The 18,639-nt window shown below is 46.9% G+C and carries 15 protein-coding genes; 3 read left to right on the top strand and 12 right to left on the bottom strand.

Translation table 11 applies throughout. The annotated features are described in order from the left end of the window. Positions 1-3: 3 nt before the first annotated feature. From DXA36_RS12290 to DXA36_RS12280, 3 genes are all read right to left on the bottom strand, one after another. On the bottom strand, positions 4-1,746 hold the full coding sequence (locus DXA36_RS12290) for an extracellular solute-binding protein (protein ID WP_118679552.1): 1,743 nt from the start codon (positions 1,744-1,746) through the stop codon (positions 4-6). Between the two features lie 85 nt (positions 1,747-1,831). Beyond that, on the bottom strand, positions 1,832-2,716 hold the full coding sequence (locus DXA36_RS12285) for a carbohydrate ABC transporter permease (RefSeq protein ID WP_118679550.1): 885 nt from the start codon (positions 2,714-2,716) through the stop codon (positions 1,832-1,834). 34 nt (positions 2,717-2,750) lie between these two features. Next, positions 2,751-3,683 carry an ABC transporter permease subunit gene (locus tag DXA36_RS12280; protein WP_243114637.1) on the bottom strand — a complete coding sequence of 311 codons (933 nt, stop codon included), beginning with the start codon at positions 3,681-3,683 and terminating at the stop codon, positions 2,751-2,753. A 597-nt stretch (positions 3,684-4,280) separates the two neighbouring features. Here DXA36_RS12280 and rsgA point away from each other — a divergent pair. Beyond that, positions 4,281-5,324: a ribosome small subunit-dependent GTPase A gene (gene rsgA / locus DXA36_RS12275; protein WP_243114641.1), complete on the top strand. Its 1,044-nt coding sequence runs from the start codon at positions 4,281-4,283 to the stop codon at positions 5,322-5,324. A gap of 4 nt (positions 5,325-5,328) precedes the next feature. Here the strand turns inward: rsgA and DXA36_RS12270 are convergent, their stop codons facing one another. The 5 genes from DXA36_RS12270 to DXA36_RS12250 all read right to left on the bottom strand — a co-directional run bounded on the left by DXA36_RS12270 (position 5,329) and on the right by DXA36_RS12250 (position 13,471). Beyond that, the gene (locus DXA36_RS12270; RefSeq protein ID WP_182479044.1) at positions 5,329-6,288 is read right to left on the bottom strand and encodes a D-2-hydroxyacid dehydrogenase; all 960 of its coding nucleotides are present in this window, start codon (positions 6,286-6,288) and stop codon (positions 5,329-5,331) included. Between the two features lie 60 nt (positions 6,289-6,348). Beyond that, positions 6,349-8,736 carry a glycoside hydrolase family 31 protein gene (locus tag DXA36_RS12265; protein WP_118679542.1) on the bottom strand — a complete coding sequence of 796 codons (2,388 nt, stop codon included), beginning with the start codon at positions 8,734-8,736 and terminating at the stop codon, positions 6,349-6,351. A 141-nt stretch (positions 8,737-8,877) separates the two neighbouring features. Beyond that, positions 8,878-10,842, bottom strand: a complete 1,965-nt coding sequence (locus tag DXA36_RS12260) for an ATP-binding response regulator (RefSeq protein ID WP_182479038.1) — start codon at positions 10,840-10,842, stop codon at positions 8,878-8,880. A 401-nt stretch (positions 10,843-11,243) separates the two neighbouring features. Continuing rightward, positions 11,244-12,590: a glucose-6-phosphate isomerase gene (locus tag DXA36_RS12255; RefSeq protein ID WP_118679538.1), complete on the bottom strand. Its 1,347-nt coding sequence runs from the start codon at positions 12,588-12,590 to the stop codon at positions 11,244-11,246. Positions 12,591-12,727: 137 nt separating this feature from the next. Continuing rightward, positions 12,728-13,471, bottom strand: a complete 744-nt coding sequence (locus tag DXA36_RS12250; protein WP_182479037.1) for a hypothetical protein — start codon at positions 13,469-13,471, stop codon at positions 12,728-12,730. A 330-nt stretch (positions 13,472-13,801) separates the two neighbouring features. Between DXA36_RS12250 and DXA36_RS12245 the strand changes: the two genes are divergently transcribed. Next, positions 13,802-14,050 (top strand): TIGR03905 family TSCPD domain-containing protein, encoded by a 249-nt coding sequence (locus tag DXA36_RS12245; RefSeq protein WP_118679534.1) that lies wholly within the window; start codon positions 13,802-13,804, stop codon positions 14,048-14,050. 23 nt (positions 14,051-14,073) lie between these two features. After that, the gene (locus DXA36_RS12240) at positions 14,074-15,162 is read left to right on the top strand and encodes an undecaprenyldiphospho-muramoylpentapeptide beta-N-acetylglucosaminyltransferase (RefSeq protein WP_118679532.1); all 1,089 of its coding nucleotides are present in this window, start codon (positions 14,074-14,076) and stop codon (positions 15,160-15,162) included. A gap of 159 nt (positions 15,163-15,321) precedes the next feature. On the opposite strand, the gene DXA36_RS12235 is transcribed toward DXA36_RS12240, so the two are convergent. From DXA36_RS12235 to DXA36_RS12220, 4 genes are all read right to left on the bottom strand, one after another. Continuing rightward, complete coding sequence (locus DXA36_RS12235; protein ID WP_118679646.1) at positions 15,322-15,738, bottom strand: HIT family protein; 417 nt, start codon at positions 15,736-15,738, stop codon at positions 15,322-15,324. 35 nt (positions 15,739-15,773) lie between these two features. Then, entirely contained in the window at positions 15,774-16,403 is a 630-nt protein-coding gene (locus DXA36_RS12230; protein ID WP_182479036.1) for a rhomboid family intramembrane serine protease, read from the bottom strand. Positions 16,404-16,585: 182 nt separating this feature from the next. After that, positions 16,586-18,151 (bottom strand): DUF6382 domain-containing protein, encoded by a 1,566-nt coding sequence (locus DXA36_RS12225; protein WP_118679528.1) that lies wholly within the window; start codon positions 18,149-18,151, stop codon positions 16,586-16,588. A 35-nt stretch (positions 18,152-18,186) separates the two neighbouring features. Continuing rightward, positions 18,187-18,621 (bottom strand): pilus assembly protein, encoded by a 435-nt coding sequence (locus DXA36_RS12220; RefSeq protein WP_147366588.1) that lies wholly within the window; start codon positions 18,619-18,621, stop codon positions 18,187-18,189. Positions 18,622-18,639: the final 18 nt, after the last annotated feature.

Genomic DNA, 18,639 nt, shown 5'->3' with positions numbered 1-18,639 from the left:
CTCTTATTTTATGTAATCATCTACGGCTTCCTTTGCCTCAGCAAAAGCCGCTTTATACCAGTCAAAGATTTCCTCTACTTTGTATTCCGCTGCCCCATCCATAATTTTCTGCTTTGCCGCTTCAAATTCCGCATCATTTTTTGCATACACACAATTTAAATACTCACGGTAGACAAAGTTACCTAAATCTGTCCTGTTTTTCTTGATATCTTCCGGTGGAGTGGGAAGCATCGTAGAATACTCAGGCCATCTGAACACATAATTCTTCACATCGGGATTGCGGTAAATTTCTCCCATGGAATCCACGCCGTAATAGGCCAATGCATCCTTTTCCGCCTCAGAAAGGTTTTTTTCCTCATATTTTGCCGACATAGTCAGGTCAAAGAAGTTATTGTCCGCAGGGCTTACGACATTGAGCGCATATCCGGTAAACATACCATACTTATATACCGCATACTTTTCATTCAACTCGGCCGCCTGTAGGGCTGCCTTATCCTCCAAATACTTCTGGGTAAATTCCGCCTTGCCATCCACCATTTCCCAAGATTCCCCTTCAATACCAGAATGAGTCAGACGGGATCCTTCGGGCGACCATAAATAATCCAACAACTGAAGTGCTTTTTCAGGATGCTTGCAGGTACTGGAAATAGCATAAGTATAACCTGTCAATTCACCTGACCAGTCCATGACTATATTGCTGTTTTCAAAGGGCTTCAGCGCAACATAAGACAAACCGGATTTTTCTTTAATCGGAGCCGCCTCCCAGCCGGGCCCAACAAGTAAATATCTGCCGGAATACGCTTTTTCCTGCCACTGATCATATTTCTGTGTAACAGAGTCAGGGTCGATCAGTCCTTTCTGGTTCATTTTGTACATGAACTCCACGGATTCCCACCAAGGACCTTCTGCATCTAAAATAGCCGGTTTTTCCCGCAGATCGTTTGTTTCCATATCAAATGTGAACACAAAACAGTCATCAGTTTGATAACCAAATGCATTTTGTAATAAAGAAACCATCCAGTCACCCCAACCAAGCCCTTCGGCAAACCAGCCTCCTACGCCGTATGTTTTCTGTCCGCTTTCTGTTTCGGGATACCGGGCAGCCATCATTTCCACAGCCTCCACCAAATCGTCCAGATTATTTACTTCTGGATAACCGGCCTGCTTATAAATGTCCCATGGCACATACATCCCCACTGTGGGAAAAGATGCCCCGCCGGTACCGCCCCACATCTGCACGCCATACCTGTCGCCTTCAAAATACTGATTGGCAAAGAAATCCTGTCTGTTTTGGGCATCCGGGTTATCCCCCAGCATATTGGGGCAGTTTTCTTTTGTCCATAAATCATTCAGCTTAATTACCTGATTTGCCTCAATAGCTGTTTTTAAAACATTTATATCCGGTACAAAGAATATATCCGGCATATCATTTGATGCCATATAAGCAGCAATTTTATTGGTTTCATCGGCCACGTTTGTATTGCTGTCAATTATATTTAAACGGATCCCCAGATCCTCTTCTATTTTTTTAGCCACAGGATCTGTTTGAATCCCAATTTTGTCAACGGACAGCATATGACCGAAAACCGTAAGTTCTACCAGTTCCTCCTGATCTGTCTGATCGGCCGCCTCACTTTGTGCCGCATCCTGGCCGGAAGATGCATCTTTTGCTCCTCCGCATGCTGTCAGGCCAAATATCATAGTGCATACAATACCCATAGCCAATAATTTTTTCATTTTTTTCATGAATTATTCCCCCTGTTTTTTATTATACGAAACATTAATATTCTTGTCTAACATAACGATTCCGTCCCCGTCGTTTCCGATTCACCTAACCCTTCACTGCTCCCAACATAATACCCTTTACAAAAAAACGCATCATAAACGGATATACTGCAAAAATGGGAATGACTGTTACCACCGCAATACTCATTCTTATAGAAGAAAGCGTCACTGTCCGCTTACTCATACTCGCCGCCGCATCACGCATATTTTCCACGCTGGGGGCTGTGGATTGGAAATATTCATACAAAGTCAGCTGCAATGTTTTTAATTCCGGCGCCTTTACAAGAAAAAAATTATCTGACCAGGAATTCCACTGCCCTACTGCCGCAAATACTGCCACAGCGGCAATAACAGGCAGGCACAGCGGAAGAATCACCTGGAAGAATAATGCAAATATCCCTGCCCCGTCCAGTTCTGCCGATTCTGATAAGGCTGCGGGTAGGCTCTCCATATATGTCTTTATCAAAATCATAAAAAATGCATTCACCGCCGACGGCACAATGTATAAAAGGAACTTATTTTTCAGCCCATAGGCAGACATGGTAACATACCAGGGAATCAGGCCTGAACTAAGGTACATTGTGATAATCACAAATTTATACAGACCTTTACGCATAGGCAAAAGCGGATTGGTAAACAAATACGCCAGAAATGCACTGCACAGCACCGTAATACCTGCACCCAGCACCGTACGGGCCGCAGAAATGAAGAAGGAGTTTATAATATTGCTGTCCTGAAAAATCATAGTGTAATTTGCCAGGGTAGGGTTTTTTGGTAAAAATGCAATGCCTTTTGCTGCTTCCAGGGGATCGCTGATTGAATAAATAAAAATATAATAAAATGGATAGAGGCAGGCTATGCCGATAAGGACCATTAACAAGGTATTTAATGTATCAAATACGATTTGCGAGGGCTTTCTTTTATATTCCATATCTTAATTTCTCCTTTCCCAGGGCCAAAGCATATTAGAAAATACTCTCTCCCCTGATTATTTTTGATAACTTATTTGCACCCAGCAAAAGCCCAATACTAAGCAGTGATTTTAACATACCGGTAGAGGTGGCAAAACCAAAATTATTTTGCTGCAAACCTATTTTGTAAATATAAGTATCCAACACCTCAATTCTGCTCATCACCATAGGATTTTGGAATACATAATACTGTTCAAACCCCGCGCCCGAAAGCATATTTGCTATCGCCAGCAGAAATAAGACAAAAAAGGTTGCTGAGATACACGGCAATGTTATATGTATCACCTTAGCGAAGCGCCCCGCCCCGTCCACCTCAGCCGCATCGTACAGTTCCGGATCAATGCCAGACATTGCAGCAATATACATAATCGCCGAATATCCCATTGTTTTAAATAATCCGATAAACAGCTGCATAGCCCACGCTATTTCTTTGTCTGCCAACAGGTTTGATGTGAAATCCGGTCCGAAAAACTGTCGTAAAATTACGTTTACCGCACCGTCGCTGGGGGCCAGGAGGCAAAAGAAAACCGTATAGAGCAGCACATACGAAATGTAATTGGGTAAAGATGATATAATCTGCACCATTTTAGACAATCTCTTAGAACGCATTTGTGAGAGCAAAATGGCAAATATCAGCGGAACCGGCATAGCCAGCAGATTAATCCCGCTGAGCGCAAGGGTATTTAACAATATTGTCTTAAAATCTCTCCAGGAAGAAAATATTAGTTTAAAATTTTCCAATCCTACAAATTTCTGCGAGAATATGGAAAGTCCGGGCTTATAGTCCAAAAATGCTATAATCCATCCCAAAAGAGGAACATATGAAAATGCAAAAATAAAACCTATAAAGACCATCGTAATAGCTAATATTTTTAATTTCTTTTTTTTGAATGTATTTGTTCCTGCCTGTCTTCCAGATTGCTTCACACAATCCCCCCTATTCTTCTAAAGATTTAAACAGCTTAATTGCGGTCCTTAACTTTGTGTGCACATTTTAGTATAAATCGAGTTTAGCACACAGCCAAACAGTGCAACAATACAACAAACTATAAGTATAGGCACAAACTTTATATAAAATTAACCAAAAATAATATCCACCGCTGTTCTATCGTAACAGTTCAAACGACCCTTTGTGCCCTGCAGCTTCCCCCTGCCCCTCCCATACATTTGTGTAGTTAAAAACAGGTTGCATTTTCCCCGCCCATCCCTTATACTATTACCAAATCCATTCTCTCTTCAGAGAGAAAATGAAAGGAGCGTTGTGTAATGAAAACAAATAATGAGGTGGCATTCCCTTAACTTCATAGGCAGACCGGCAACAACCCTTTTAAATAGCTGATACGGAATCTTATACCCGCAGAAACAGCATGAAAAGGCTTGTTTCTGCGGGATTTTTGCGCCTATTTTTGGCATGCCGCCCATCGCGGAAGGAGGAATTGATTATGATCATGACAAGAAAAGAAAAAGAGGTAACTATGAAAACGTCAATCAAAGCAAACAATTTTGGAGGAATTAATTTTGAACATGATAGAATATGGATATATTCCTGATGGGGAACCATCCCGCGACGGGGAAATCCCTGCCAGGGTAACCGCCGTTTATAAAGACAGATATGAAATTGTCTGCAGCTTCGGCACAGGTCAGGCAACACTGAAAAAAAGCGCATATTTTACAGGGGAAGAACCCTTCCCCACCACCGGTGATTTTGTCATGATAAACTGGGAAGCTGACGGAGACAGCCGGATTGTAAGGACACAGGAAAGAAGAACCTTTTTTGCACGTCTGGATCCTTCCTCATCGGGCCATTGGGAGCAGCTTGTTGCCGCTAACTTCGACTATGTATTTATTATGCAGTCCCTCAACCATGATTTTAATCCAAGACGTCTGGAACGGTATCTCACCCTGGCATGGCAGAGCGGCGCCCAGCCTGTAATTGTACTCACGAAAGCGGATTTATCGGAGGATACACAACGGCTGCTCGCAGAAGCCTCCGCTGTGGCGCTGGGGACGGATGTGATTGCCGTAAGCGCCAAAACCGGATATGGGATGGAGCAGCTGCAAGGTTATCTGAAACCAGGTAAAACCATTGTGTTTCTGGGTTCCTCCGGCGTGGGCAAATCCAGTCTGGTAAACGCCCTTGCCGGCGGGGAACTGATGCCAGTGAACGGGATCCGGGAGGAGGATTCCAAGGGCCGCCATACCACCACCCACCGCCAGCTGCTTCTGCTGCCCTGCGGTGCCATGATAATCGATACTCCCGGCATGCGCGAACTCGGTATGTGGGATGTAACCGAAGGCCTGGGAGAGACTTTCACCGATGTGGAGCAGTTTTTCACCCAATGCCGTTTCTCCGACTGCCGGCATCAAAATGAACCCGGCTGCCGGGTAAAGGCCGCTCTGGAAAACGGGGAGTTGTCACCGGAACGATGGAGCAGTTATTTGAAACTGAAAAAGGAAGCCAGATACTCGGCCTCCCGAATGGTTTACCTGAAGGATCAGCAAAAGAAAGCGAAAAGCCGGGCAAGGACAGAAAAACAAAAAAGAAAAAACAGCGGCTCTTACCGCTGATTTTCTAAGGGTTCAGCACATTCCGCGCTTTTCCCTGCAGAAAGGCTTCGATATTTTTACAGGTTTCCGTCACCACGCGGGTGCGCGCCTCCACACTGGCCCAGGCCATATGGGGCGTGATCAGGAGACGGCTGCTGTCCTGTATTTTCAGAAGAGGATTTTCCGGATTTATGGGCTCCTGGCTTAATACATCAATCCCGGCGCCCATAATCCGATCCTCCTGCAGTGCCCGGCATAAATCGGCCTCGTTCACCACAGCCCCTCTGGCTACATTTACCAGGACTGCCGTTCTTTTCATTTTCACCAGAGCATTGTAATTGATTAGATTCTTCGTTTTCTCATGTAATGGACAATGCAGGGTAAGCACATCGGATTCCTTAAGCAGAGTGTCAAAATCCACCTGCTCATAGTCCCGGCAGCTGTTTTTTCCCGATGTGGAATAATAAATGACACGGCAGCCGAAAGCAGCCGCTATTGCGGCCACCTTCCTGCCGATGTTCCCCAACCCTGCGATGCCCCAGGTTTTTCCCTCCAGTTCATAGTAGGGGAGTCCGAAATGGGAAAAACGGGGCTGGGCGGCATAAGCGCCTTTTTTTACGTAATCATCGTAATAACGCAGCTTTTCCAGGATGTAAAGGACACAGGCAACCGTATGCTGGGCCACGGCGGCTGTGGAATAATTCACCACATTCACCACTGGGATCCCCCGTTTCCGGCAATATTCCAGATCCACATTGTCATAGCCCGTGGCGAACTCGCAGATCAGCTGTAAATGCGCGGCGCCGTCCAGCGTCCGGGCATTCATGGGTGTCTTGTTCACTATGATAATATCCGCATCCTTTACCCGCTCCGCCGCCTCTTCATCCCTTGTAGTCATATGAAAGATAACATTGCCGTATTGCCGCAAAGGCTCCACGGATACATCCTCTCCCACACTGCTTCTGTCCAGCACTACGATATTCAGCAATCGCCTCTCAGCCTCTCTTTCCTTTCAGCAAAAATACCATTCCCAAACGGAACCTTTTTATTTTGCTGTCAAAAATTCAGTTACACATTTCACCAGATCCTCGGACAGCCCCCTACACTGCAGCTCGCCGATGATAATATTTGCAGGCCGTCCGCTGCATACAAGCTGATAAATTCCGGTCTTACTATCAAATTCCATTTCCGCCTGATCCAGGAAATCATAGACCAGCTTTTCCACATGATTTGCAGCAGGTACAAGCCTCCCGCGGAAGCTTACCACGATCTCTTCCGTTACGGCGGCAGAAGGAAGCGTCATGCGCAGGCAGTTACAGCTGCTGTCGTAGCTGGTTTCCACTTCCGTGCAGCTGCCTGCCACACGGCAGTCCGCCCCGCTTTCGTTACAGCCGTACAGCTCTATGGTATAAGTCCTTTCAGCAGGAATCAGGGATAATTCTCCCTGGGCCGGATGGATGGTAAAGGTCTGCCCGTTCTCCCACCTCAGCTCAAACTGTGTGGTCACACAGATATTCTTTTCGTAATCACAGGTCTCATTATCATCCTCATACATCGTAAAGCTGCCGTCCGCACCGGCATAAACCCGCAGCGTAAAGGAGGAGGGATTACTGCTTGTGCTGACCGCATCGATTTCTTCCGTCATCGGGATAATGGCGCCGGCCTTTGCAAATGCAGGAAGCGTATTGATATCCCTGTACATATCCATCATGCGGCCGCCTTCATATATGGTTCCCGTGAAAAAGTCAATATAAGTCCCCTCCGGAAGCCATACCTTCTCCTTTGCCATATTCAGCGAAGGAATACGGGGAGAGGTAACAGGAGCCACAATCAATTCCGATCCGAAATAAAATTCATTGGGTACCTGATACGCCTGTGCCTCTCTGGCATGATGATAATACATGGGCAGAATCAATGGCGTATCCTGGGCATGGGCCCGGTAATTCATGGTGTACAGATAAGGAACCAGCTTATGGCGCAGCCGCAGGAACTCATCCATCATACTGCGGATCTCCTGCTTATAACGCCAGGGCTCTTTTCCGTTAAATTCGTTCTTGGTGCTATGCAGTCTGTTAATAGGTGAAAAAACTCCCAGCTGGAACCAGCGTCCCGCCATTTCATCATCCTTATAGCCCTGCATATGCCCGCCGATATCGTGGCTCCACCAGCCATAACCGATATTGGAGGCCGTGCTGGTAAAGTAAGGCTGGAACTTAAGAGATTCCCAGGTTACCACAGTATCTCCGGAAAAACCTACCGGATACCGGTGGGATCCGGGTCCTGCATAACGGGAGAAGGTCATGGGACGTTTTCCGTTCCTGGCGCTGTCCAGGAAATGGAAATGATTCAGCATCCACAGCGGATCCAGTCCTTCCATTTTGGTGATGCCGCCCTGCTGCCAGTCAATCCACCAGAAATCCACGCCCTTTTCTTCATTAGGATGATGGGCATATTTAAGATAGGCGGACAAAAATGCCGGATTGGTAATCTCAAAAGCAACCGGCTCTTCTCTGGAGATATCCTTTCCCAGTTCTTTTGCCATAGCCTCATACATTTCCTCATGCGCCCGGATGCCATCAGCAGGATGCACATTCAGGGTAATTCGCATTCCTCTCTCATGAAGGCGATCCATAAATCGTTTCGGATCCGGGAAAAACTCGTTATTCCATGTGTAGCCAGTCCAGCCGCTGCCGTATTTGGGATTGATATCCACCAGGTGCCAGTCCATATCAATAACCGCAACGGTAAAAGGGATGCCTTCTGCGTCAAAGCGGTTCATCAGCTCCAGATAGCTTTCTTCCGTATATTCATAATAGCGGCTCCACCAGTTTCCTAACGCATATCTGGGAAGCATGGGAGTTTTTCCGCAAAGATGATAAAAATCCTTCAGGCATTCCAAAAAGTCCAGGCCATATCCCCAGAAATAAATATCCTTTATCCCCTTTTTCCTGGGACTCACCCATCCTTCCTCCGTCAGGAGCAGGGAAGCGGAATCATCCAGAACCGTATAACCTTCTCTGGATACCAGGCCGGATCCCAGCTCGCAGGCGCCGTCTATGGTATCCAGGGTTCTTGCCGTCCCTTTCAGGTCGCGGATAGGATCCCCATAGTGCCACACATCATTCCAGGAATTGGTGTTTGCCGTCACCTGAATCCGAAGGCCTCTGGGATTGAATTCCGTCTTATCATAGGTGAGCCTGAGCCTCCAGGTTACAATTTCCAGTTCTTCCGGCGTTTCCTTTACATGGAAATCCACCGCAGGGAAGTCCCTGTTTATGACGGTCTGTGTGGCCCGATCCTCGAAAATGCCGTCCTCACTGTACTCCAGACGCACCAGGCCTGCCGTAAGCATGGTGATACGGTACTTTTCCCCCTGTACCACATTCCGGCTGTCGGCCTCCGGCCTTACGGCCAGCTTGTACAATTCTTCCATGTTGTAACCCTCCGTTATTCCTATTATAAATTACAATGTTCTTTCGTAACTGCCCCGTACCAACACAGTCACGCTTTTTCTTCATTATATCCAAGGGAAATCGGGAAATCTAGCTCTATCCTATCTCAAACTAACACAATCCTATGATTTATGAAGGATCCATTTCTGCAGGATCTCCGCAAGCTGGCTGGACTTGATCGGTTTTGCAAGATGCTCATTCATTCCTGCCTGGGCGGACATAATCACATCCTCCGCAAACGCATTTGCCGTCATGGCAATAATTGGTATGCTCCCCGCATCCGCCCGTTCCAGATTCCGGATCGCTTTCACGCAGTCATAACCGTTCATAACGGGCATCTGGATATCCATAAAGATCAGCTGGTAATAACCTTCTCCGGCTTCCCGGAACTTATCCAGGGCTTCCTGACCGTTCCGGGCACTGTCCACTGCCGCCCCTGTCATCTGCAGAAGCTCTGCGGCAATTTCCCGGTTAATTTCATTATCCTCCGCCAGCAAAATACGGGCACCGCTGCAGTCCACTTCCCGGATATCAGGCAGGATCTCTTCCTCTGTCTCGTCCATCTGAAGCTTCAGCCCGATTATTACCGTAAAACAGCTCCCCTCTCCCGGACGGCTTTTTACCGTAATTTCTCCGCCCATCATCTGTACCAGGTTCTGTGTGATTACCATACCCAGGCCCGTTCCGCTGATTTTACTGATCCGGGAATCGTTTGCCCTGCTGAAGGGTTCAAAAATATGACAGAGGAAATCCTCACTCATTCCGATCCCCGTATCCCGGAATACAAACCGATATCGTCCCACTTCCTTATTCCCTGAAGGAAGTTCGGATACGGATATATAAATATCACCGCCTTCCGGGGTATACTTACAGGCATTACTCATAATATTCATAAAAATCTGGTTGATCCGTGAATTATCCCCAATTACCTTTACGTGGGTGATCCCTTCTTTATCCAGATGAATCCGCTGTCTGCGCGACTCCGCCTGGGGCATAATAAGCCCGATCAGTTCTTCGATCAGGCAATCCAAATCAAACCTGCCGTCCTGCAGTTCATAATTACCGCTTTCGATCCGGCTCATATCCAGAACCTCATTCACCAGACCCAGGAGCAGCTGACTGGATGATGTGATTTTATCCAGTGCATTGACCAGCTTTTCCCGATCATCCATATGAAGACGTGCCAGCTCCGTCATTCCCAGCACCGCATTCAGCGGAGTCCTGATATCGTGGGACATTTTGGAAAGGAAATCGCTTTTTGCTTCGTTCGCTTTTTGAGCCATCTCATAAGCCTCCTTCAGCGCCCTTTTGCTTTCCTCATCCTTTTTCTTCTGTTCATGCAAATCCTGGAGGGCCAGAAGTGCCCAGTCTTTCTTTCCTCCCAGGTAAACGTTGCAGGATATGATATGATATTCCCCGTCTACCCTGCGGAAACTCTCTACCGAATACCTTTCATTCCCTTCCGCCATCAGCTCCCGGAAATGAGCAATGGACAGCTCTTTCTTTATTTCTTCCAGATAATCGGGATGAAAGGTCTGGCTGGCATAATCCTCCCAGAAGCTCTCATAAGAAAATTCCTTCCGGGGCAGCTTATGTACATCCCCGGGAATCCGGATAGCACAAATGGTGCCCTTTTCCATATCAATCCGGTATACGGCAAAGAAAAGATTATACAGGGAACCGATTATTTCCTGGTTCAGCTCCTCCAGTTTTTCTTTTTCCCTCCGCATGACCGTGGTGTCCGTCACATTTTGATGGTAACCTCGCAGGCGTATCATATGGGCAAAAGACTGATCGGCAACACCGCCGCACCGCACATATATCTTTCCAAGCTCCGGATGATACCAGGGATACTGCACTTCTGCCCGTCCCTTCCTGGTCATTTCCTCCACACAGGCGTTCACTACCGGATAATATTCCTTCTCTATCCTGTTATACCAGTGCTCATAGCATTGCTCCGGCGTTGTTTCCTCCTTCAGTCCGAGGAGTTCCATCATGGTCTGATCGGCAAACATACGCGGCGGTCTGCCGTCCTCCAGCTCGATAATCCATAATCCTGTCATTGACTCATGCAAAACATCATGCATTGTTGATATGTCCTGTATGCTTCCTTTCATATCTTCCGCTACCTCATTTTCGTCTCTCACAGCCGCTTGCGGCTATTCTTCCGCCGATGTCATCTACCCAGATTGTAACTTATTTATGGCTTTCCGGCAACATGATCCTATTGAACCTAATCCGGTTGTCCTATTGCGCCTAATCCGGTTGATGCAACATCAGATATTTCATATGCACTTATTTCTCTTCAGGATATCTTCTGCCCGCGGAAAGAAAGAAAACGGAAGGATCCTGCCATCCTTCCGGCGAAATCCTTCCGTAACTTATTTAGATTCTCTTCTATGGAGGACTGTCAGTAACTATTACCTGACGGTCTCTGTCTGCAGCTGCCTGACTGCCGGTTCTCATTCACCGCCAAATTTGCCGCTGCTTACAGTCTCTTCAATAATTCTTCCCTCTGTGCCTCATAACCCGGTTTTCCAAGCAGCGCGAACATGTTCTTCTTATAGCTTTCCACACCAGGCTGGTTAAACGGATTCACACCCAGCAGATAGCCGCTGACACCGCATGCAAATTCAAAGAAATAGAATAACTGTCCTAAGTAGAATTCATTGACTTCAGGCACGTTGATCACCAGATTGGGTACCTGTCCGTCTGTATGTGCAAGTATGGTTCCGTTCATAGCGCTTTTATTTACGAAATCCACGCTCTTTCCTGCCAGATAATTCAGTCCGTCCAGATCAACGGGTTCTTCATTGATGATGATTTCTTCTCTGGAAGTCTCCACATTAATAACGGTCTCGAACATAATACGGGCGCCGTCCTGGATGAACTGTCCCATGGAGTGAAGATCCGTAGTTAAATCCACGCTTGCCGGGAAAATTCCCTTCTGATCCTTTCCCTCACTCTCACCATACAGCTGCTTCCACCACTCGGAGACATAATGTACACCCGGTTCATAATTAGCCAGGATTTCCACTTCCTTCCCTTTTCTGAGAAGGATATTGCGTACTGCCGCATACTGCAGCGCATCATTTTCCTCAAAGGCTGTATCCAGGGCTTTTTTACGTCCGTCTGCCGCCCCTTCCATAAGCTTGTCGATGTCCGCGCCGCTTACAGCAATAGGAAGCAGCCCAACAGCTGTCAATACGGAGAAACGTCCTCCCACATCATCCGGAACCACAAAGCTTTCATAGCCTTCTTCCGCAGCAAGCCCCTTCAGGGATCCCTTCGCCCGATCGGTAGTAGCATAAATTCTTCCTGCCGCTTCTTTCTTACCGTATTTCTTTTCCAGCATTTCCTTAAATACGCGGAAAGCTATGGCCGGCTCTGTTGTAGTGCCGGATTTGGAAATCATATTAATGGAAAAGTCCCTGTCGCCAATCACATCGATCAGATGTCTGATATAAGTGGAGCTGATGGAATTCCCCACAAAATAAATTTCAGGGGTTTTTCTGATTTCCTTGCTGACACAGTTATAGAAGCTGTGTCTTAAAAATTCAATCGCTGCTCTGGCTCCCAGATAGGAACCGCCGATTCCGATTACCAGAAGCACTTCGGAATCGCTCTGGATTTTAGCCGCCGCTTTTTTAATCCGGCCAAACTCTTCCTTATCATAATCCACAGGCAAATCAATCCACCCCAGAAAATCATTACCCGCTCCGGTTTTGGAAACAAGAAGATCCCTGGCATCCATTGCCTGTTTTTTCATAAAATCTACTTCATGCGCACCCATAAAAGGCGCTGCTTTTGAATAATCAAAAGTTACTTTGCTCATCTGCTTTTCCTCCAATTCTGCTGCCCATGTGCAGCAAACCAATAGATATGACGGGCTTTCATCGCAAAATTCTGCAATTTGGCACATTATCCGTTCTTAGTGTAGCAAAGTTGTTTTTTATTTTCAAGAGTTTTTATCTATGCAAAGAACTCTTTGAGCAGCTCCTCCAGCTCTTTCTCCTGGTTTTTTGTAAAAACCTGCTCCTCCAGGCGTTCCTCGGCCAGGCTTTTCTCCTGTAAAGGCATTCCCTTGACCCGTTCTTTTTTAACAGGCGCAGAAGCCTCCACAACCGCGGCCGTTTTCAGGACAGGCTGTTTCTTCCCCTTTTCTGCCTTCGGTAACGGCGTATCCCCATTTATCAGACTTTCCGTCTCATCCAAAACCGAAAGCCTTACCGCCATATGATTTTCCAGATAGTCCGTCAGGCTGGTTTTCAAAGCCGCCCGTTTACCGTTTAAATCCACCATGCCGGACACGCTGAAATATAAATACAGACCCAGAAAGCTCATCAGGTAAAACGGCAGAATTTCCCCCAGCGTTTTCCCGTCTATAATTCCTTTGCAGGCCCCCGCCCCTGCGAAAAATACCGACAGCATCATAAGCTGCCCCGCAAAATGGGACAGGCCGTCCATGGAAAATTTCCCTATCTGGATACGGTTGATGAACTTGTCCACAAAAACAGGGATATTGGGAACCCCATCATTAAGCTTATAACAGTTTCTGAATTTAATTTTACACTGCTTCAGTACCTTGTTTTCCGTGGCAGACATATTTTCCGCTTCCTTTATCAGGGAATTCAGAAAAATTCCTGTAATAAACTTGCATAATATGCTCAATAATAGCAATATAATTGTCATAGCCACCAGTTCTTTATTTTCCATAAACGAAGTCATATTCTCCTCCAATCTGCTGTTCCCCGTAGTATGCGTTCCCCCGGACCGGGCTTTTCCGGACGGCATTCCCCTGGACAGCGGTTCCTTAACGGTTCCTTTGTGAATAGTATTATAGGAGATCATACCGCCCGCCACAATACGGACAGGCCGGAAATCGGTCGGAGAATTACGCGCCTTTCTCCCATAATCATGGAATTATTGTGAAAATACTGGTAACAAAGGCTGTTTTTTGATATAATTCGTGTATTGCATTTATCAGTAACTCATACTTGGCACATGCGGCGTTTGAGTTAATAAATAATCATTGGAGGCTTTCTTATGAAATACAGAACAAAAGGTACCTGTTCCAGTGCCATCGATATCGAAATGGATGGCAATATTATTAAATCGGTGGTTTTTACCGGAGGCTGCAACGGCAATCTCCAGGGAATCTCCAGACTGGTGGAGGGCATGTCTGCAGAAGACGCCATTACCCGGCTGAAAGGAATCAAATGCGGTTTCAAGCCTACCTCCTGCCCGGATCAGCTGGCAATCGCCCTGGAATCCATCGTAGGAAACGCTAATTAAACAATCCGCTAGGGGGCTCATTCATGTCAAAAAAAATCGTTCTTACCGGCGGCGGCACCGCCGGTCATATTACGCCAAATATCGCCCTGCTGCCCAGGCTGTCTCAGCTGGGCTATGAGATTTCCTACATCGGTTCCTATAACGGAATGGAGAAAAAACTGATAGAGGATTATGATATCCCCTATTATGGAATATCCACCGGTAAATTCCGGCGCTATTTTGATTTAAAGAATTTTACCGATCCTTTCCGTGTTCTGAAGGGTTATGGAGAAGCCCGCAGAATACTGAAGGAGGTACGTCCCGACATTGTTTTTTCCAAAGGAGGATTTGTATCCGTTCCGGTAGTCAGAGCGGCATCCTCTTTGAAAATTCCCTGTGTCATCCATGAATCCGATATGACCCCCGGTCTTGCCAATAAGCTCTGTATCCCGGTTTCCACAAAGGTCTGCTGTAATTTCCCAGAAACCCTGCATTCTCTTCCCACAGAGAAAGCGGTTCTTACCGGCTCACCTATCCGGGATGAGCTTTCCCGGGGAAATAAGCTTGCCGCATTGGAATTATGTCATTTTACCGCAAATAAACCGGTGCTTATGATCATCGGCGGATCCCTGGGCGCCGCCTCCATTAATCAGGCAGTAAGGGAGGCTCTGCCCAGGCTCCTTGCAGATTTCCAGGTCGTACATATCTGCGGCCATGAGAAAATTGATAACCTGCTTTTAAACCAGTCCGGCTATACCCAGTTTGAATATCTCAAAACTGAACTGAAAGATGTATTTGCCATGGCGGACGTAGTGGTATCCAGAGCCGGGGCAAACGCCATCTGTGAGCTTCTCGCATTAAAGAAACCCAATCTGCTCATACCGCTTTCCGCAGGAAGCAGCCGGGGAGATCAGATACTAAATGCCCGCTCCTTTGAAGCCCAGGGCTTCAGCATGGTGATTGATGAAGACTATTTAAGCCCGGATCTCCTGGTGGAGAAGGTACAGGAGCTTTATTTTAACCGCCAGACCTATATTGATGCAATGGGTAAAAGCCAGCAGATGAATGCAACCAAGACGATTGCGGAACTGCTGGATGGAATTGTCCGGGAAAATACGGTTAAAAAGAAGTAACTATTCCGTCAGGCCAGCGCCCGGCGTAAGAAAATGATTCCGGATTGCAAAAAACATATGCCCGGAACGGCTGACAGTGCTGCCGGTATATAACTGTCTGCTGTTCCGGGCATTTTTCCGTACCTATTGGAACTATACTGCCTGCAGGCCGTGCGTTTCTTACGGCTGCCCGCAGATAGTTTTCCGGATTTCCTCCAGTTCTTCCTGCCCGGGTTTTCCCGGAACCCAGTTAATATTCTGGTGGTCATCCTCATAGCGGGGAATCAGATGCAGATGGAAATGCATAACCGTCTGTCCCGCGCATTCCCCATTATTCTGAACCAGATTAAAACCGCTGCAACCCAGCTTACCGGTCATCCGGACAGCCATCTTTTTAGCAAGATGCATTACTTCCCCGCAGGCATCCTCCGGGAGTTCATACAGATTCTTATAATGGTCCTTGGGAAGTATCAGGGCATGCCCTCTTGTTGCCGGTCCCAAATCCAGGATCACACGGTACTTTTCATCTTCATAAAGTGTTTTTGAAGGGATTTCCCCATTTGCTATTCTACAGAAAATACAAGCTTCTTCTTTCACCCTGTCTCCTTCCGCCCGAATAGGGCATGTTTTTATCAATTCCGGTAACGCAGCCTTCCCTCATTCCTTCCGATATGACACAGCAGGAAGGTTATCAGGAATCCGCTGAGCAGCCCGCCCAGATGAGCGGCATTGTTCACCATAACGCTTCGGAATCCGGAATAAAGGGAAAAGGCTATCATCAAAGCCATACGCTGGATAGAGATCCGTGCCGCATAGCCTTTCTTGGTAATCACAAGATAAAGCAGACCTCCCACCAATCCGAATACCGCACCGCTTGCCCCAATGGAGCTGTAATACAGCCCGGTAGAAAGCTCATATATAGCAGACAGCAGGTTGCCGCAAATACCGGAAACAAAAAAGAGCACAAGATATCTGGCGCCGCCGATTGTCTTTTCCACAATTTCTCCGCCAAAATACAGCAATATCATATTATTAACCAGGTGACTGATATCTGCATGAAGAAACATCGCCGTCACCAGCCTATAGTATTCCTGACTCCGGATCAAATAAAAAACTCCGAATTCACCTTTATCATACAGCCAGTCACCTGTAAAATAACTCACCAGAAAAATAATGACATTTGCAGCCGTAAGCACTGCGCTGCACCAGGGAACCTCTTTCATGTTCTGGTTTTGGTACCGATATGTCTGCGGTTTTACCATAGTAACCCCCATTACTGCCCTTTATATGTTATTGTACAACGCTTTACCGGCTGATACAAGTATATTTATTCAATCTTCAATTACTTGCGTAAATTCGACGGAAGTGCCTTATATCCCCGTGGCTAAAGCAAGAGGTTTTACGAAACTATGGATAAACTGCACAAAGGAGAAGCTTTTGCAAACTATGAGAATTCCTCATAATGAAAGACCATGTCCCCAAGCCGGATTTCATCTCCGTGCTCCAGCACCATACTCTCGTTCTGCTCCAGGCGTATGCCATTTATAAAAGTACCGTTCGTGGAATTCAGATCCATCAGTGCCACCCGTCCCTCCTTTTCCACAAATCGGGCATGGATACGGCTGACGGATGCGTCAGACAGCAGCAGCTGGACACGGTTCTTTAATTTACCCGCTATCATAGGCAAGGGCTCCAACCGGTATCGGATTTGCCTGCCGTCCGCATTTCCCGTCAATGCAGGGGCTTTTGTTTGATACCCGCCCTGCTTTACGGGACTTATTCCCTGTGTCCCCATATAAACGGTATTGTCCCCATCCCCGTATTCCGGCAGCCAGTCAAAGGACTCCCAGGCCTCCCCGTATTCCTTAGCCGTGCTTTCTTCCTCCTTTTCAGCCCCCTTCTTAACCAGCAGCCTCCATAAAAATACCAGCAAAATCAGGCCGTCCAAAGCCAGAAGCCCGAACAGGACTGCCTTAACGGTATCTTCCGGCTGAAGATACCAGATAAACATACACAGAATCGCAAAAGCCAGGCATGTGGCCCCAAGCCCTGCAAAATTCATCCTGCGCAGTCTTTCTTCCTGTGTTTCTTCGTCAGCTTTATCTTCCCTTTTTCTATCTTTTTCATATGTTTCTTTTTTATTTCCATCTTTTTTATCCGTCTCTTTTTTTTCCGCTTCTCTTCTTCCCGTACTTTTTTTATCCGGCATACTTTTTCTTTCTGCTGTTTTTTTCCCTGTGATATCCTTTACCGTATAATCTTTTATATACTTTTCTTCAATTGTAGCGATTCCCTGCTTCTCATATCCGGTTCCGCAAGTGTATAAACCTGGCTCCTCATAAAACTGCTCCTGCCAGTCCCCTTCTTCAGCCACCCATTCCGGATAGCCGCCTTCTCCGCTTCCGGAGAGCGTTTTACCGGCATAACATACTGGTTTCGGATCCTCCCGGCCGGTACCCTGGCCCTTTTCCCACATCCCCCGGAAACTATCCAGAGCAAAGCTTTCGGCCTTTGACATCTTATAAAACTGATAGGCGGCGCTCACCGCCATCTCCTCCTTATGATCCACATGCTCCAGAAAAAACTCCGCTACCGGCATATAAATGCTGCCGATCGGATTTTCCATCTCCGCAAAGGGATAATAAAGAAGGCATAGCTGTTCCGTATCCAAATCCAGATACATATACCGGGGATCCAGCAGGAGGTTTTGTTCTTCCAGCAGGAAACCGGACATGCCCTCCAATACGCGGGCAAGCTCCTCCACTATCCCCAGTATTTCCGTGAAAGACATTTTGCCTGCTTCATAAAGCTGATCCAGGGATTGGCGGGAGCTGATATCATAATACAGGCATACCTTCCCATTTATATATCTTTCGCTGCTGCACAGAAGGCCGGGAATTCTGTTTTTCAGGATCATCCGGTATTGGTAATTATCCATTTTTTCCTTAGGAATATCATCCAGAATCAGATAGCTGTGACTTAGCTCACGTTTATATTCAGGCTTTATCATTACATTCTCCCATCGGTAAACTCCGGCGTCAGTCGTTAGTTGCCGGTTTTTCTTGCCAGGCGGATATAGGAAACCGCATTCCTGCCCAGCGCCTTTTTTTCCGCTTTTATTTCCCAGCCCGTCCCTGCAAAAATCCCCATGCCCGGAAAAGGAAGGGACAGCTTTGCTTCAAGGGACACACTCACTGCCAGGGGAGAGGCCCTCACCTGCTTTTCCAGGTTCCGTACCGGCAATATTCTTTCCTCCAGCAGTTTGTCCAGCTCCTCCTCCGCCTTTGCCCGCATGCTGCCGCTGTCAGGTTCATACAGGCTTCCCCGGAATGCAGATATATAAGCAGCCTGGTTGAGGAAAATTACCGTGTAGAGATAAAAAGACAGATACATTAAGGCCGCGATCAAAATGACTGCCAGCGGCATGACAAAACTGGCTTCCAGGGTCATATAGGCATCCTTCCTATTTTTCTTATCCACAATTCTGCTCCTTATCTG

Origin of the sequence: Eisenbergiella sp. OF01-20 (assembly GCF_003478085.1) — a bacterium.
In the GTDB taxonomy this organism is placed as follows: Bacteria; Bacillota; Clostridia; order Lachnospirales; family Lachnospiraceae; genus Eisenbergiella.
The sequence above is the reverse complement of the archived record's forward strand: the minus strand, read 5'-3'. Positions and strand labels throughout refer to the sequence as shown.

What these genes read in the sequence shown, in the direction of transcription:
- DXA36_RS12290 (WP_118679552.1), bottom strand. Translation starts at nt 1,746, where the DNA reads ATGAAAAAAATGAAAAAATTATTGGCTATGGGTATTGTATGCACTATG.
- DXA36_RS12285 (WP_118679550.1), bottom strand. Translation starts at nt 2,716, where the DNA reads ATGGAATATAAAAGAAAGCCCTCGCAAATCGTATTTGATACATTAAAT.
- rsgA (WP_243114641.1), top strand. Translation starts at nt 4,281, where the DNA reads ATGATAGAATATGGATATATTCCTGATGGGGAACCATCCCGCGACGGG.
- DXA36_RS12265 (WP_118679542.1), bottom strand. Translation starts at nt 8,736, where the DNA reads ATGGAAGAATTGTACAAGCTGGCCGTAAGGCCGGAGGCCGACAGCCGG.
- DXA36_RS12260 (WP_182479038.1), bottom strand. Translation starts at nt 10,842, where the DNA reads ATGCATGATGTTTTGCATGAGTCAATGACAGGATTATGGATTATCGAG.
- DXA36_RS12255 (WP_118679538.1), bottom strand. Translation starts at nt 12,590, where the DNA reads ATGAGCAAAGTAACTTTTGATTATTCAAAAGCAGCGCCTTTTATGGGT.
- DXA36_RS12250 (WP_182479037.1), bottom strand. Translation starts at nt 13,471, where the DNA reads ATGGAAAATAAAGAACTGGTGGCTATGACAATTATATTGCTATTATTG.
- DXA36_RS12245 (WP_118679534.1), top strand. Translation starts at nt 13,802, where the DNA reads ATGAAATACAGAACAAAAGGTACCTGTTCCAGTGCCATCGATATCGAA.
- DXA36_RS12240 (WP_118679532.1), top strand. Translation starts at nt 14,074, where the DNA reads ATGTCAAAAAAAATCGTTCTTACCGGCGGCGGCACCGCCGGTCATATT.
- DXA36_RS12230 (WP_182479036.1), bottom strand. Translation starts at nt 16,403, where the DNA reads ATGGTAAAACCGCAGACATATCGGTACCAAAACCAGAACATGAAAGAG.
- DXA36_RS12225 (WP_118679528.1), bottom strand. Translation starts at nt 18,151, where the DNA reads ATGATAAAGCCTGAATATAAACGTGAGCTAAGTCACAGCTATCTGATT.